Annotated in this window: 10 protein-coding genes; 4 read left to right on the top strand and 6 right to left on the bottom strand. The window is 44.7% G+C overall.

Annotated elements, in window-relative coordinates; genetic code table 11:
• Positions 1 to 104 precede the first annotated feature (104 nt).
• The 3 genes from prpB to K9M52_RS06425 are packed head-to-tail and all read left to right on the top strand — an operon-like array spanning position 105 to position 3617.
• Positions 105 to 989 carry a methylisocitrate lyase gene (prpB, locus tag K9M52_RS06435; RefSeq protein ID WP_224071237.1) on the top strand — a complete coding sequence of 295 codons (885 nt, stop codon included), beginning with the start codon at positions 105 to 107 and terminating at the stop codon, positions 987 to 989.
• Complete coding sequence (gene prpC / locus K9M52_RS06430; RefSeq protein ID WP_224071236.1) at positions 986 to 2140, top strand: bifunctional 2-methylcitrate synthase/citrate synthase; 1155 nt, start codon at positions 986 to 988, stop codon at positions 2138 to 2140. The genes prpB and prpC overlap by 4 nt, the downstream gene beginning before the upstream one ends.
• A gap of 22 nt (positions 2141 to 2162) precedes the next feature.
• Positions 2163 to 3617, top strand: a complete 1455-nt coding sequence (locus tag K9M52_RS06425; protein ID WP_224071235.1) for a bifunctional 2-methylcitrate dehydratase/aconitate hydratase — start codon at positions 2163 to 2165, stop codon at positions 3615 to 3617.
• 69 nt (positions 3618 to 3686) lie between these two features.
• On the opposite strand, the gene K9M52_RS06420 is transcribed toward K9M52_RS06425, so the two are convergent.
• The 4 genes from K9M52_RS06420 to K9M52_RS06405 all read right to left on the bottom strand — a co-directional run bounded on the left by K9M52_RS06420 (position 3687) and on the right by K9M52_RS06405 (position 9048).
• Entirely contained in the window at positions 3687 to 5807 is a 2121-nt protein-coding gene (locus K9M52_RS06420; RefSeq protein WP_224071234.1) for a 3-hydroxyacyl-CoA dehydrogenase NAD-binding domain-containing protein, read from the bottom strand.
• Between the two features lie 8 nt (positions 5808 to 5815).
• On the bottom strand, positions 5816 to 6982 hold the full coding sequence (locus K9M52_RS06415) for an acyl-CoA dehydrogenase family protein (RefSeq protein ID WP_224071233.1): 1167 nt from the start codon (positions 6980 to 6982) through the stop codon (positions 5816 to 5818).
• 180 nt (positions 6983 to 7162) lie between these two features.
• Positions 7163 to 8215, bottom strand: a complete 1053-nt coding sequence (locus K9M52_RS06410) for a glycosyltransferase family protein (protein WP_224071232.1) — start codon at positions 8213 to 8215, stop codon at positions 7163 to 7165.
• Entirely contained in the window at positions 8212 to 9048 is an 837-nt protein-coding gene (locus K9M52_RS06405; protein ID WP_224071231.1) for a UDP-2,3-diacylglucosamine diphosphatase, read from the bottom strand. The genes K9M52_RS06410 and K9M52_RS06405 overlap by 4 nt, the downstream gene beginning before the upstream one ends.
• A gap of 355 nt (positions 9049 to 9403) precedes the next feature.
• Here K9M52_RS06405 and K9M52_RS06400 point away from each other — a divergent pair, with 355 nt between their 5' ends.
• Positions 9404 to 11815 (top strand): outer membrane beta-barrel protein, encoded by a 2412-nt coding sequence (locus K9M52_RS06400; RefSeq protein ID WP_224071230.1) that lies wholly within the window; start codon positions 9404 to 9406, stop codon positions 11813 to 11815.
• Positions 11816 to 11935: 120 nt separating this feature from the next.
• Here K9M52_RS06400 and K9M52_RS06395 read toward each other — a convergent pair whose 3' ends face one another.
• Together K9M52_RS06395 and K9M52_RS06390 are read right to left on the bottom strand one after the other, a co-directional pair.
• The gene (locus K9M52_RS06395) at positions 11936 to 13027 is read right to left on the bottom strand and encodes a Gfo/Idh/MocA family protein (protein ID WP_224071229.1); all 1092 of its coding nucleotides are present in this window, start codon (positions 13025 to 13027) and stop codon (positions 11936 to 11938) included.
• A gap of 18 nt (positions 13028 to 13045) precedes the next feature.
• Positions 13046 to 14503: a Gfo/Idh/MocA family protein gene (locus tag K9M52_RS06390; RefSeq protein WP_224071228.1), complete on the bottom strand. Its 1458-nt coding sequence runs from the start codon at positions 14501 to 14503 to the stop codon at positions 13046 to 13048.
• Positions 14504 to 14532: the final 29 nt, after the last annotated feature.

The raw sequence follows: 14532 nt of genomic DNA, 5'->3' as shown, positions 1-14532 counted from the left end.
TTGTATAGTCATTGGTATTTTATGCGTACATTTGTTAGTATTTGGAAATTTGTCAAATTGAATGTGGTTATTGTAAGTGTAAATACTATTAATTTATTTTATATATGAATGTATCTCCCGGACAAGCTTTCAGAAGCGCCATTATGCATGAACGGCCCCTTCAGGTGGTGGGAACTATAAATGCAAATCATGCGCTTTTAGCACAACAAGCAGGATTCAAAGCCATTTATTTATCGGGCGGAGGTGTCGCTGCAGGTTCCTTAGGCATTCCGGATCTGGGCATCACTACATTGCAAGATGTTCTGATTGATGCAGACCGGATTACCAATGTCTGTCCTTTACCATTAATGGTGGATATTGATACCGGATTTGGCGCCTCGGCATTCAATGTCGCCCGGACCATCAAATCTTTGATTAAGGTGGGTGCCGCAGCCGTCCATATGGAGGATCAGATTGGGGCTAAACGCTGTGGGCACAGGCCGGGAAAAGAACTCGTGGCTACTTCAGAAATGGTGGATCGTATTAAAGCAGCCGTAGATGCCCGGACAGATGCGTCCTTTGTGATCGGAGCCCGGACAGATGCGCTGGCGTCCGAAGGATTGGAAAGAGCGCTGGAGCGGGCAATCGCCTATAAGGAGGCAGGAGCGGATTTTATTTTTGCCGAAGCCGTCCAGCGTTTAGGTCAGTATACAAAATTTAGCGAAGCGACGGGTCTTCCTATTCTGGCTAATATTACAGAATTTGGACAGACTCCTATTTACACGGTGGAGGAACTACGTGAGGCAAAAGTCGCCATTGTCCTGTACCCCTTGTCTGCCTTTCGGGCAGCCAACAAAGCGGCGAAAAATGTATATGAGCATATCCGTTCAGACGGCAGTCAGCAGGCAGTAATTGCAGACATGCAAACCAGAGATGAGCTCTATCAAAGCATCGATTATTACGATTATGAAACCAGATTAGATCAGCTTTTCAATCAATCAAAAAAATGAAAGAGTCCTCACCTTTAGGGTTCAAACCTAAGAAAAGTGTTGCACTTTCCGGAGTGCCCGCAGGCAATACAGCGCTCAGTACAGTCGGCAGGAGCGGCAATGATCTACATTACAGAGGTTATGATATTCTAGATCTGGCCAGTAAGGCGAGTTTTGAAGAAGTGGCCTATTTGTTGATTTATGGCAGCCTGCCTACAAAGCCTCAGCTGGTGGCTTATCAATCTGCGCTAATGGCCGACCGTGGCATTCCTGCCGTGGCGAAGGATATTTTAAAGCTATTACCCCTGGCTACCCATCCGATGGATATTTTACGAACCTATGTTTCTGTAATCGGTAGTATTCATCCAGAGAAGGAAAGCCATCCTTTAGCTGAAGCGCAAAGGGCGGCGGACAGGCTTATGGCTTCTATGGGATCCGCACTTTTATATTGGTATCACTTTAGCAGGAACGGCCGGGAAATTAATGTTGACACACAGGAACTGACATTAGGGGGGCATTTTCTGCATTTGCTCCATGGCAAGGCTGTCAAGCCCTCTTGGATTCGTGCTATGCAGATATCGCTCAATCTTTATGCAGAGCATGAGTTTAACGCATCGACCTTTACGTCCCGGGTGATTGCAGGAACAGGGTCTGATTTATATTCCAGTATTACGGGGTCTATTGGTGCATTGCGAGGACCTAAGCATGGCGGCGCAAATGAAGTCGCTTTTGAAATTCAATCGCGCTATGCGAATGCAGATGAGGCAGAAGCGGATATTGTGAGACGCCTGGAGCGCAAGGAAGTGATCATAGGGTTCGGTCATCCTGTTTATACTATAGAGGATCCGCGAAATCAGGTGATCAAGCAAGTCGCTAAAGAGCTTTCTGAAGAAGCGGGCGACATGAGGCTATTTTCCATTGCGGAAAGGCTGGAAAAAATCATGTGGGAAAAGAAAAAGATGTTTCCCAATCTGGATTGGTATTCAGCGGTTTCTTATCATTTAATGGGCATTCCGACCGATATGTTCACACCGCTGTTTGTCATTTCCAGGGTAACTGGCTGGGCGGCTCATGTATTTGAGCAGCGTGAGGATGGAAAGATTATTCGCCCCAGTGCTAATTATACCGGTCCGGAAGACAGGGCCTTTGTACCGCTTGAGAACCGTTCGTAATAATAATTATTTAAATCAAAATATGAGTTCCTTAATTTCTAATGAAAGACCCCCTGCAGATCAGGTATTAGTGGATATTACTGATTATGTGCTGAATTATAAGATTGAAAATAAAAAAGCCTTGGAGACGGCATTCTACTGTTTTATAGATACACTCGGTTGCGGATTTGAGGCCCTGACCTATCCTGCCTGTGCTAAGTTGTTGGGGCCTGTTGTTGCCGGAACAATTGTTCCTAATGGTGCTAAAGTCCCGGGTACGAATTATCAACTGGATCCGGTACAGGCTGCGTTTAACATTGGAACTATTATCAGGTGGCTCGATTTTAATGATACCTGGCTGGCAGCGGAGTGGGGGCACCCTTCTGACAATCTCGGTGGCATTCTGGCTACTGCGGATTGGATCAGCCGAACCAATATGGCAAACAGCAAGGCTCCTTTGAAAGCAAAGGTCATATTAGAGGCGATGGTGATGGCCCACGAAGTTCAGGGCGTTCTGGCCCTCGAGAACTCCTTTAATAAAGTTGGTTTGGATCATGTGTTATTGGTCAAGGTGGCCTCAACGGCGGTGGTAGGTAAACTACTGGGGCTCACAAGGGAAGAGCTGATCAATGCTATTTCGCTGGCTTTTGTAGACGGACAGGCACTCAGAACCTATAGACATGCGCCTAATACGGGAAGCCGGAAGTCGTGGGCTGCCGGTGACGCCACTTCCAGGGCTGTCCGACTGGCTTTAATGGCCGGAACCGGAGAAATGGGTTATCCGTCTGTATTGACAGCGCCGGTATGGGGGTTTTATGATGTATCCTTCAAAGGACAGGTTTTTAAATTCCAGCGGCCATATGGCAGTTATGTGATGGAAAATATTCTTTTTAAAATATCTTTCCCAGCTGAATTTCATGCGCAGACGGCGGCGGAAGCGGCCATGACTTTGCATCAACAGTTAAAAGACGCAGGCAAATCAATTGAGGATATAGAAGATATCACGATCAGAACACATGAGGCTGCCATTCGAATTATCGATAAGAAAGGACCACTAAATAATCCGGCAGACAGAGATCATTGCATTCAGTATATGATCGCTGTTCCGTTGATATTTGGCAGGCTGACAGCGGAAGATTATGAGCAGGGTGTGGCCAGTGATCCGCGCATTGATACCTTGAGAGAAAAGATGCAGTGCGTAGAGGACCCGCAGTTTACCAGAGACTATCATGACCCTGAAAAAAGGGCCATCTCCAATGCCTTGACCGTGAAGTTCAAAGATGGTACTTCGCTGCCTGAAGTGGTGGTTGAATATCCGATTGGTCATCCCAGACGAAGAGAGGAAGGGATACCCAAACTCATCGAAAAGTATAAGATCAATCTGGCCAGAATATTTCCGCTGAAACAACAGGAGCAGATACTTGCTTCCACTCTCAGCTATGACACTTTTATAAATGCTGATGTAAACCAGATTGTGGATTTGATGGTAAAACCTTAGGAAGTCCCTGGCAAAGGTATAATAGTGAAAATAGCATTGGCGGCCCGCCAATGCTATTTCCTTGAACGTCTATTTTATCTGTGGCCAGTTGGAAGTGAAACCTTCATAAAAAACGTATCCTTGTTTTGCCAGCGTCCTGAGAGAATCCGGTATATACCACTGTTCCCCATATCCGCTAAATGAATCACAGTCTTTTACGAACTCAGCCAAACCTACCTGATCCATATGCGCAATCGCCCCTCCTGTGTGGGCGGCATAGCCGACGCCCAAAATAGAGCCGATATCGCCGTCAATAGGTTGGTCTAAAACGCCTTCATCCAGACAACGGTAACTATCTAATGCCATAACATGTAAAAGCCGTTTTTGAATAATGGCAGGATCGGTCGTTTGGGAAGAAAGACGGATAGACCGGTCTTGCCAGAGTTGTTTTTTACCAGTGGCCACATCGTAATCGTAGAAGCCTTTGCCGGCTTTACGGCCTTCTCTATGTTGTGCGATAAGTGCTTTCAGATAATTGTAACAGCGCTTTTGGCTGGAAGACAACTGCGGAAGCTGGTCGTAAACATGTGCCATCAGCGGAAGGGATATCTCATCCAGAACGGCCAGCGGACTGACGGCAAACCCTGCATGGAGGGCCCCTGTTTCGATCTCTGCAGCCGGGATTCCCTCCAGGAGCATCGTGATCGCTTCCAGCAGGTAATTAAAGAAAATCCGAGACGTGAAAAAGGCCGGGCTATCGTGAACAACGATGGGTGTTTTCCGGAGCTTAAGTGCCAGTGTAATGGCACCATTTACGGTTGCTTTATCAGTTTGCCTGCCTACGATGATTTCAACCAGTGGCATTCTGTCTACCGGCGAAAAAAAATGCATCCCTATGAATTTCTGCGGCTGAGTGCTGTGTTTTGCCAGCCGGGAAATCGGCAGTGACGTGGTGTTAGTAGAAAAAATGCCGCCTGATTTCAGAAAAGGCTCACTTTCTTTGATAACGCTTCCTTTGAGCGTTTCCTGTTCAAACACGGCTTCAATGATCATATCGGCGTTTTTAAGGTCAGTGGCCTTATCAGAGGGCTGAATCAGGGAAAGCAGGGTGCGCTTTTCGCTCTCTGCCATTTTTCCGAGCGAAATGAGCTTGTCGCAACATTTTTCACTGTATTGCTTTCCTTTTTCGGCTAGCTCAATTGTTGTGTCCTTCAGACAGGCGTCAATACCCGCTTTGGCTACCTCATATGCAATGCCTGATCCCATCATACCGGCGCCGATAATACCTATTTTCCGGAAGTTGACGGTACCTGAAATCTGTTTTGTGTTTTGCGCTTCTTTTACGCCATAATGCATGGTACGCATAATGGCGCGGGCAAATGGGCTCTGAAGTACTTCCGCGTATTTTTTAGCTTCCAGTTGCAATGCTTCGGCCAGTGAGCGCTTTTTACCTGCCTCAATTAGTTCGAAGCAGGGCTGAATACCCGGGAACCGGGGATTGATTTTCTTTTTGAAAGCAGCCAGCTGACTGGTTATATTCTCTTGCTCCTCCCGGGCACCGTTGCTGCCTTTATTATGTGAAGCGCCGGCTAAAACCCAGTTGACAGCCATCGATACTGCATTTTCTGCATCAACGGCTATTTGCTGGATAAGACCGCTGTCCAGTGCTTTTGTTGCATTTATGGTTGCACCCTTTATTAACATAGAAGCTGCGTCACTGACAGACAGGCGTTGGGTGGTGTAGGCGGTTGCTCCCAGACCCGGAAAGATGCCGAGTGCTGTATCGGGCAGAGATAACTGTATATTTTCTTGTGCGATTATATAATGGCTCCAAAGCATGGGTGCCAGTTGTATGCTGCTTAAAGGCCTGTCTATAATTGCAACGACCGGTTTATCAGCGCTATTGATGCTGATGGATTGTGTTAGCAATGCATTTATGCGGGCGTAGTTACCAGCCTCGTCAAACATGCGTTTGTAATCATCTTCTGTATCAGCTAGCGGGCATTGATAAATAATACCAGCAATGTCTTTCAATCGTATCAGCTCAGCTACAAGGACCGCAAATTTTTCCAAAATGACGAGCGGAGATAATTGCGTTTGTTTTGTGGCCTCACCCGGACCAATAATCACGATGCCATTCACATCAAAACTGAAGTTAAAGGCTTCGCTTTCCGGGAGCTGTATCTTTAGAGAATTGCGTTTTGTGGCCATATCCTGGGTTATTTCTGTTGGTAGTTGACGCCGTCTATTTCCATTTTAGCGATAATTTCAAGCATGATTTCTGAAGTTCCGCCTATAATCGTGCCCGCCCTGACATCTCTGTACAATCTGGCAATCTTATAGTCTTCAGTGAATCCATAGCCTCCAAACAACTGCAGGCATTGATGTACAATACTAATGGCCAGTTCGTTGGCCTGTAGTTTGGCGATTGAGCAATCCTCTACGGCATATACACCATCATTTTGTAAATCACAGCAGTAGTTGACAAAGGCCTTGGTGGTTTTAATATCTGCCACCATTTGCGCTATCCTGTGGCGGATTACCTGGAACTCCTGCAGCTTTTTACCAAAAGCTTCCCTGACATTGATATAGTCCATCGTATATTGAAGCGTAAATTCTGCTGTGGCAATACTCTGAATGGCGGCCGTGAGTCTTTCCAGCTGCAGGCCATCCATCAGATATCCGAAGCCCGCACCTTCTTCTCCCAGCAGATTAGAAGCCGGTACGCGTACATTGTCAAAGGCAAGCTCAGCGGTGTCTGAAGCATGCCAGCCCATTTTATCGATCTTATGAGTACCCACACCTTCTGCATTGCGGTCAATCAGTATCAGACTGATCCCTTTTGCACCTTTGGCTGGATCTGTTTTAACAGCCGTAATGAAGAAATCTCCATAATAACCGTTTGTGATAAAAGTTTTTGATCCATTAACGATAAAATGATCGCCGTCGCGCACGGCAACGGTACGGATGTTTTTGACATCGGAACCAGCCCCCGGTTCAGTAATGGCCACGGCACTGATCATATCACCCATAATGACTGGCCTGAGATAGCGCTGTTTTAAATCTTCGGATCCGAATTTGAGCAAATAGGGGGCGGACATATACTGGATGACTAATGCCGAAATGGTAAAACCTCCCGAAAAACAATGAGACAATTCTTCACAGAGAATCATCGAGTAGTAAAAATCGAGGTCCAGGCCACCGTATGCTTCTGGAAAATTGATGCCCATAAAACCCATGTCTCCCATTTTCTTCCAAATGCTCCGGTCGATTTTTTGCTCTTTTTCCCACTGGTCGATATTGGGAAGAATTTCTTGCTGCATAAAAGCTCGAAGTGTCTCACGAAAAGCCTGATGCTCTGTAGACAGTTGAGTCGCACGTATCATATTGTCTTTGTGTTATTTAATTATAATACTATCAAATGTTAGTAAAGGTAGAAAAAATAATTAATAGACAATATACATGCGTAAATTTTTTATTTTTTGAGATGACGCTGTATTGCGGCGTTCTGAAATTATTGGCTAAATCTAAATTTGTAGCCAACAGCTACAAATTGAATGCCTGGTCTAAAAGGATTGATATGAAACAACGGCAGGAGTAGCAGGTATTATGTGACTGGACTTTGCGACCTTTTCCCAAAGATCAAACAAGGTATCAACGGTTTGCTCTGTGGACTGCCAGTTAAGTTGGGGGTAGGGGCCATTTGTCTGGAGCCAGTTTTCTATTTCCCGTTTAAAATGGGGTTTTATAATGGCGTCCAGGACCTTGATACCCATTCTGCTTAGTGCCGCACCGTTACAGATTTGTTCGTATTGGCCTCCAATGGGAACAGCCATAATTTTTTTTCCAAGATAAAGGGCCTCGGCAGGTGTTTCAAAACCGGCACCGGTAATAATGCCTGTACAGTTGATTAAACTCTGCTGAAAAGCGCTTCTTTCAACGGGCAGCAACCGGATATGCTGAAATCGCATCTCCTCTTTACAATGCCGGGAAAAGATCTCAAATTGCATATCTTTTATCGGGGTAAAGAGTTGCAGCAATTCTTTGTCGCAATAAGAAGGCAGATATACTGTTACATAAGACTTTTTTTTGGGATCCGCATTCCATATAGCAGACTGTATAATGGGTGGTTGGATAAACGTATCGTAGCGCTTAAAATGCAAGCCCAGATTAATGGAGCTGCTGGCGTAATTTCTAAGGATCCATTCTCCAAGTATATTTTTGTTATGCGGGCGTGGCGTTTTGTCGGAAGCAAAACTGGCTTGATGCCCAAAATGGATCATCGGGACATTTTGCTTTTTACAGGCAATAGATGTGATGGCCTCGAAGTCATTTAATACAAGGTCATAATCTTTGACCGGCAAAGATTTTGCTTCCTTGATTGCTTTGAATATGGCACAGCGCCGGATCGTTTTGGCGTGGTTGAGCCTCCCATTGCAAGTATAATGAAGGCTTAGGCCATTGCTACGGTATTTGACCGGCAGGTCTGCCTTTAGTGTGCTGTTGCTGCCACTGAGAAAAATGTCAACTTTGCCATACTTAGTTAAAATAGGCATCAGTTCCATCGCCCGGCTGATGTGACCGTTACCGGTTGCCTGCACTGCATAGAATATTTTCATGGCTGATAATTTTGAATGTAATCGATCTTTTCTGAGAATATATTTAAATCGGTAGTAATAAGGTTGTCGATGTCGACATCCTGGAAATCGGATTTGTCATGCTGGAAGATTTTCCATTTTCCACTGTGATATTCCAAGGCTGTCAGGTTTTCTATCCAGTCTCCCGAATTAAGATAAGTAACCCTTCCTTCGGCTGTTATGATCTCTTTTTTACAGGGCTGGTGTATGTGTCCGCAAATGACATAGTCAAATCCATTTTCGATGGCAAGGGCGCCAATTGTTTGCTCGAATTTATTGATAAACTTGACGGCTGTTTTCACCCCGTTCTTTACCTTTTTTGAAAAAGACACTTTTTCCCGGCCAAGCTTTTTGAGGCAATAGTTGATCGCACGGTTCAGTAGAATAAGTAAGTCATATCCTTTGCCTCCAAACTTAGCGAGGATCTTGGCGCTGCCTTTTGTTGTATTGTCAAATACGTCTCCATGGAAGATCCATATTTTCTTGCCGTCGATTTCCAGAATATACTTATCGGTGAGTGTAAGATGCCCGATATGTGCATCTGAGTATTTTCGTAACACCTCATCATGATTGCCGGTTATATAAACGACCTGCACACCTTTATACAGAAAATTCATTATTTCTTTAATAAGGGCGAAGTGGCTCTTCGGGAAGTATCTTTTACTGAATTGCCAGCCATCGATGATGTCGCCATTTAATATCAGAAGCTTCGGTTCTATGCTTCTGAGATACTGAAGTAATTCTTCGGCATGGCAGCCATAAGTCCCCATATGCACATCCGAAATAACAACAACATCCAGTTTTCTTTTATTCATGTTTCGGTTGTTTGTTTCTATAAAATTCTATCTATTATATTACCTTAATATAATACAATTGTTGTCTATATGTTATCAATGGACATTCAGAGAGGAACGGATGAATAGGGTGGCTATTAGCGTAGATGTTTTGAAACGTGTCGTGTGGTTTTTGACCCTTATGAATGTATAACAATTCCAGTAACCAGGCGCAAAATGGAAGGCGAAGCAGATCTCTATATTCCCGAATTCAATAAAACGTATTATTATAAATGTAAAATATGCTTTACAAAATAGCATTTATGCTTTACATTTGCGACATAATTTGTGGTCGGCTGATCATATTTATAAACCACTATTTTAAATCTTTCCTCTTATGCGTCTATTACAACATGTATTTATAACAGTTTTCATTGTTTTGCGCGGCTTGTCCGCAATAGCCCATCAACGGGTTTGTGGGACGGTATTTGATTGTAATGAAATGGCTTTGGACACTGCTCTGGTTCTTGTTACTTCTACTCACAGGGTCGATGCAATTTCAGCTACAAAAACGGCGTCCGATAACAATGGTGATTTTGCATTCATATGCAAAAAGCAAGGTGTTTGGCTGGCCTTTCAGAAAGAAGGTTATAGAGATACCCTTATTAACCCGAATGCATGGAGTGAAGAAGATTCGATCAAGGCAAATTTAACGCCGGTGAAGGCTCATTTTCTGGATGATGTTATAGTGAAAGCTAGTCCTGCTACTATCGAACATAAAATTGACCGGATAGTCATGCATATTGCCGGCAGTCCCCTCGCAAATGTCGGATCTGTTATCGACCTTATGAAATATGCGCCAAAAGTGCTGGTGACTGACCGAGGGATCCTCCTTGGCGGAAAACAGGCGGTTGGTATTCTGGTTAATGGAAAGAAATTGAATATACCCGGGCCGGCGTTAAAGGTCTATTTAAATACGCTGCAGTCCACTGATATACAATCAATTGAATTAATGGAGCGGCCACCATCGAATTATGAAGCGGAGGGGAGCGGCGGATTGGTGAATATTATTTTGAAGAAGCCTGTTAAGACAGGGTTAGATGGGACTGCATCTATGGGGTATACAATAGGAGGGCGCAGGTTCCTGGACTATCTTCCTAGCGCGACTGTTAATTATCATAAAGATAAACTAGGGCTTACAGGAAGTGTAGGATATGAGTATTTTAAGTCACGCTTTGATGTCATGACAAGTAGTCCCCTGGCAGCAGATGCGCATTATAGATCTCAAGCCGCTAACACCAATCATGTGCAGCTGAGTACGCAACGGTTCAGTGTTTTCTATGATATTAAGAAAGACCAATATCTCGGTTTGGACTATACACATTATATTACGGATAGCCGCAATGGGGTATTGTCAAACTCTACAATTGAAGGGGAGAGCAAGGCGGCAGATACCTATTCTGTCGGGCGTTTTTCCGATTCTTCCCGCACTAGTTTCTCGGACCTGAGCGGTAATTATATAATTAAGCTGGATACGCTGGGCTCGAAAATCAGATTTATGGGTAACCTGACCTTTAGCCAGCGTCATTCCCGTTCTGATAATCATAGTGAAAAGTATGGTATCGGTGAAGTGCCACTCGGTGACACAACTTTTCGAAACATATATCCCGGGAAAACGCATATTCTGACCGCTCAGATGGATTACCGGAAAGTCTACCGGTCGTCTATGGAATTAACGGCCGGCACTAAATTCACGGCGACTCGTATATTCAATCGTAATTATAACCGGGTACTTGATAAGGGTGATTGGCAGGAAGACCCTTTTACAAGATTTAATTATAGTTATAAAGAAAGATTTTTTGCCGGCTTTTTTATTCTTAAGGGAAAGGCCTTCAAGTTTGATTATGAAATAGGCCTTCTGAGTGTGTACAGCAAAGTCGAAGGAAGGTTGTTAGGCAGTGAATATCAGGATACGACAAACAGGAACGATTATTTTGACTTATTTCCCACGGTTTACCTAAAGAAGAAGAAAGAACAATCCCAGAATTTTTGGCTGTTTTCCTATGCAAGAAGGATTAAAAGGCCAACTTACTTTCAAATGAACCCGTTTAAATATTATTATGACAGCTATACGGCAAAAAGAGGAAATCCGGCATTAAGTCCACAATATACCCATTCAATGTCGTTGAGTTATATGTTTCATAATAAATACAGCTTTGCCTTCAATTACACTGTCACCGGTAAGATGATCGCCCTGATTCACGAGTATAAAAATGGCAGGGCCCTGATTAACCAGATATACAAAAATATAGGTAATAGCAAGGAGCTGAATTTGAACCTGTCAATGCCGTTATCCATTGCCCGTTGGTGGAAGTCTGACAATACAATTGAATGCGGGTATCAACGGTTAAAAGGAGAGAATTTTCATATCGTAAAACCTTATTTACTTATACAATGCAGCCAGAATTTTCATCTGGCACATGACTGGTCGGTGAACCTGCTGGGGCGCTATAGCTACCATCAGATCTGGGCCAGCACTGTGTATAGCCCCAACGGACAGGTAGATATTACGGTACAAAAGAAATGGGCGGGAGATAAATGGGCAGCCAGACTCGGGATAAATGATCTTTTTCAAAGCTATGGAAAATCTAACGGTAATCAGTATTACAATAACGCCCCGGTTATGATAGTAAGGCGTTTTCAGTCCCGGTATTTAGATTTTTCACTGACCTATTTTTTTAATGCAGGGATGCGCTTTAAACAAAAAAATATACTGATGAGTAATGCTGGTGAAACCAGAAGGCTCTGATTTTGGGTTATACACAATAAGAGGCATACGTCAGTACGCCTCTTATTGTGGCACCGATAATTGACTGAGGTGCCGCCTTACAGATCAGGATGCCATTATTGACAATTTTACTAACATAGACTAGGAGGTAGTCAATGGAATAATTTTTCCCGTTCTGACCGACTGGTCGCAGGCCATGGCGATCCTGAGGCTGTTAATCGCATCGCCGGTTGCCTCTGACAGATCCATATCCTCTTTAATGGCTTTCAATAAAAAACGTTGTTCTCTGTTACAAAGCTCCTGATGATCGGGCTCATCTGCCAGGTTGATCCATTCATCAGGTCGCGTAAATTCTCCGTTTTCGTTAAGCTGACTGTGATGAATCTTTAATGCCTCTGTTTTTGTATGCGCATCAATTTCATCTGATTGTCCGGCTGCACCTGCTTTTTTGGCGACAATAGATACAGCGCCCTTCGGTCCCCAGACATCTTTAATAAAAAAAGCGGTTTCACTGGCCATGGGTCCCCAACCGGCTTCATACCAGCCGACAGAACCGTCCTCAAATTTAATCTGTAGCTGGCCATAATTATAATTCCAATCCGGCACCTGATCCGATAACCGTACCCCGATTGCCGAAACTTGTAATGGCCTGGAACGGCTCATTTGGCACATTACGTCAATATAATGCACCGCGCAATCTACGATTGGGCTCAGGCTCTTCATCAGATTTTGATGGACCTTCCATTTGGCCCCGTGGCTTTGCTGATTCAGATTCATACGCATCACTAATGGCTTGCCTAAGGACTCCGAGCGACGGATAAATTCCTGCCAGGAAGGATGATGGCGTAGAATATACCCTACTACCAGTTTTTTGCCCGCCTTCTTAGCGGCGGCTGCCACGTGCTCGGCGGCCTCTACCGTATCTGCCAATGGCTTTTCGATAAAGACATGACAGCCTGCTTCAAAGGCCATAATGGCGTATGCTTCATGCGTATCCGGATAGGTAGAAATACAGACAATATCCGGCCTGGTTTCCTTCAACGCCAGTTCATATCCGTCAAATAGGGTATAGCTATTGCCAAGTGTTTCATTTAAAATTTGCTTGCTGTTTCCCCTGGAAACCAGTCCGCAAATCTCAAATCCTTCCAATGTGTGATAAGCCCTGGCATGGGACTTTCCCATATTGCCACAGCCAACGACGAGTACGCGTAAATTCCTGACTCCCTCATTCATATCAATAAAACTTAAGGCTTAGACGCCCAGACTCCAGCCCTGGCGATACGCCCGTTTAACAAATTGGTTAATCTCATCAAAATTGGTGACACGCATATTCGCTTTATCCCAAAGTATCTTAATGTCTCTGCCCGGAAAAAGAAATCCCTTGCCGTTTTGCTTAGGCACCCTGATATCTGTTCCTCTGATGGAGAGATTCGCGATCAGCAAGGTCTCTGTCAGCGGTCCTGCAATTGCAAAATCTGAGGCTAATTTTACTTTTCCGTAACCTGCTCTGGCTGCGATAGCCCATTGCCAGTAATGGCCGTCTACACCGCCGGGAACCAATGGTGTGGTTTTTGGGGTTTTATCCTCCTTATTACGCGAAAGTGGTAGTAATTGAGGATCCTGTCCATATACACCACACATCATTTTACCTTTGGTGCCTTCAAAAAGAACTCCATTGTCACCAAAGCGCTCATTAGGCCCCAGCTCAGGTGGCCGCATCGGTTTAATACCACCATCCATCCAATGAAGCGTCAGGTTGCCAGCTGTCTTGTCTGTTTCTTTAAAAGTCATGATAATATGACTGGAAGGAGGGCAACTTTCCGGATAATAATCTCTTTTAAATTCTCCGACATAAGTCGTTCCGACACTACATTGAACATCGAGTGGATTGTCCAGTCCCAATACAGTAACGGGTGGCTCGACCAGATGAGCGCCCATGTCTCCGATAGCACCTGTGCCATAATCCCACCAGCCACGCCAGTTAAAAGGAACCAGATTATCGACATAATCCTTATAGGGCGCGCTGCCTAACCAGAGATCCCAGTCCAGCGCGCGAGGTATGTCAGCCTTCTTTGTCGGCCAGTGGATCCCTTGAGGCCATGCCGGGCGGTTTGTCCAGCAATGCACAGTATGCACTTTGCCGATCAGACCGGCGTTACACCAATCCTGCAGCCGGCGTACACCATCGCCGGAAGCCCCCTGATTGCCCATCTGTGTCACAACCTTATAACGTTTTGCCGCTTCTGCCAGCTTACGTGCTTCATAAATGTCATGCGTCAGGGGCTTTTGTACATAGACGTGTTTGCCTAGCTGCATAGCCGCCATGGCAATCATTGCATGGTTATGATCCGGTGTAGATACCACGACGCCATCTATGTTTTTATTTTCTCTTTCCAGCAATTCCCTATAGTCCTTATAATATTTCGCTTTAGGGAAGCTTTTTCTGGAATTCTCGGCCCGTCTGTCATCCACATCACATAAGTAGGCAATCTCTGAGATGCCGCCTTTGTATATCTCCGCCAGGTCGCTTTGGCCTTTGCCGCCAACGCCGATACCGGCTACGATCAATTTATCACTGGGTGCCAGAAATCCCTTACCTCCCAATACGTGACGGGGCAGGATCATGACACCTGCCGTTGCCATGGCCGTCGTTTTAATAAAATCTCTTCTCGAATTTTTTGTTGTATTTGTTTGCTTTTGCTGATCCATTGGTCAATAATTATGAAACGATAGTGATT

The sequence above is a fragment of the Arachidicoccus terrestris genome, assembly GCF_020042345.1.
Lineage (GTDB): Bacteria > Bacteroidota > Bacteroidia > Chitinophagales > Chitinophagaceae > Arachidicoccus > Arachidicoccus terrestris.
This window is presented reverse-complemented; position numbering and strand designations above follow the sequence as displayed.

Bases quoted from the DNA above. Each gene is read 5' to 3' on its own strand.
- prpB (WP_224071237.1), top strand. From the start codon at position 105: ATGAATGTATCTCCCGGACAAGCTTTCAGAAGCGCCATTATGCATGAA.
- prpC (WP_224071236.1), top strand. From the start codon at position 986: ATGAAAGAGTCCTCACCTTTAGGGTTCAAACCTAAGAAAAGTGTTGCA.
- K9M52_RS06425 (WP_224071235.1), top strand. From the start codon at position 2,163: ATGAGTTCCTTAATTTCTAATGAAAGACCCCCTGCAGATCAGGTATTA.
- K9M52_RS06420 (WP_224071234.1), bottom strand. From the start codon at position 5,807: ATGGCCACAAAACGCAATTCTCTAAAGATACAGCTCCCGGAAAGCGAA.
- K9M52_RS06415 (WP_224071233.1), bottom strand. From the start codon at position 6,982: ATGATACGTGCGACTCAACTGTCTACAGAGCATCAGGCTTTTCGTGAG.
- K9M52_RS06410 (WP_224071232.1), bottom strand. From the start codon at position 8,215: ATGAAAATATTCTATGCAGTGCAGGCAACCGGTAACGGTCACATCAGC.
- K9M52_RS06405 (WP_224071231.1), bottom strand. From the start codon at position 9,048: ATGAATAAAAGAAAACTGGATGTTGTTGTTATTTCGGATGTGCATATG.
- K9M52_RS06400 (WP_224071230.1), top strand. From the start codon at position 9,404: ATGCGTCTATTACAACATGTATTTATAACAGTTTTCATTGTTTTGCGC.
- K9M52_RS06395 (WP_224071229.1), bottom strand. From the start codon at position 13,027: ATGAATGAGGGAGTCAGGAATTTACGCGTACTCGTCGTTGGCTGTGGC.
- K9M52_RS06390 (WP_224071228.1), bottom strand. From the start codon at position 14,503: ATGGATCAGCAAAAGCAAACAAATACAACAAAAAATTCGAGAAGAGAT.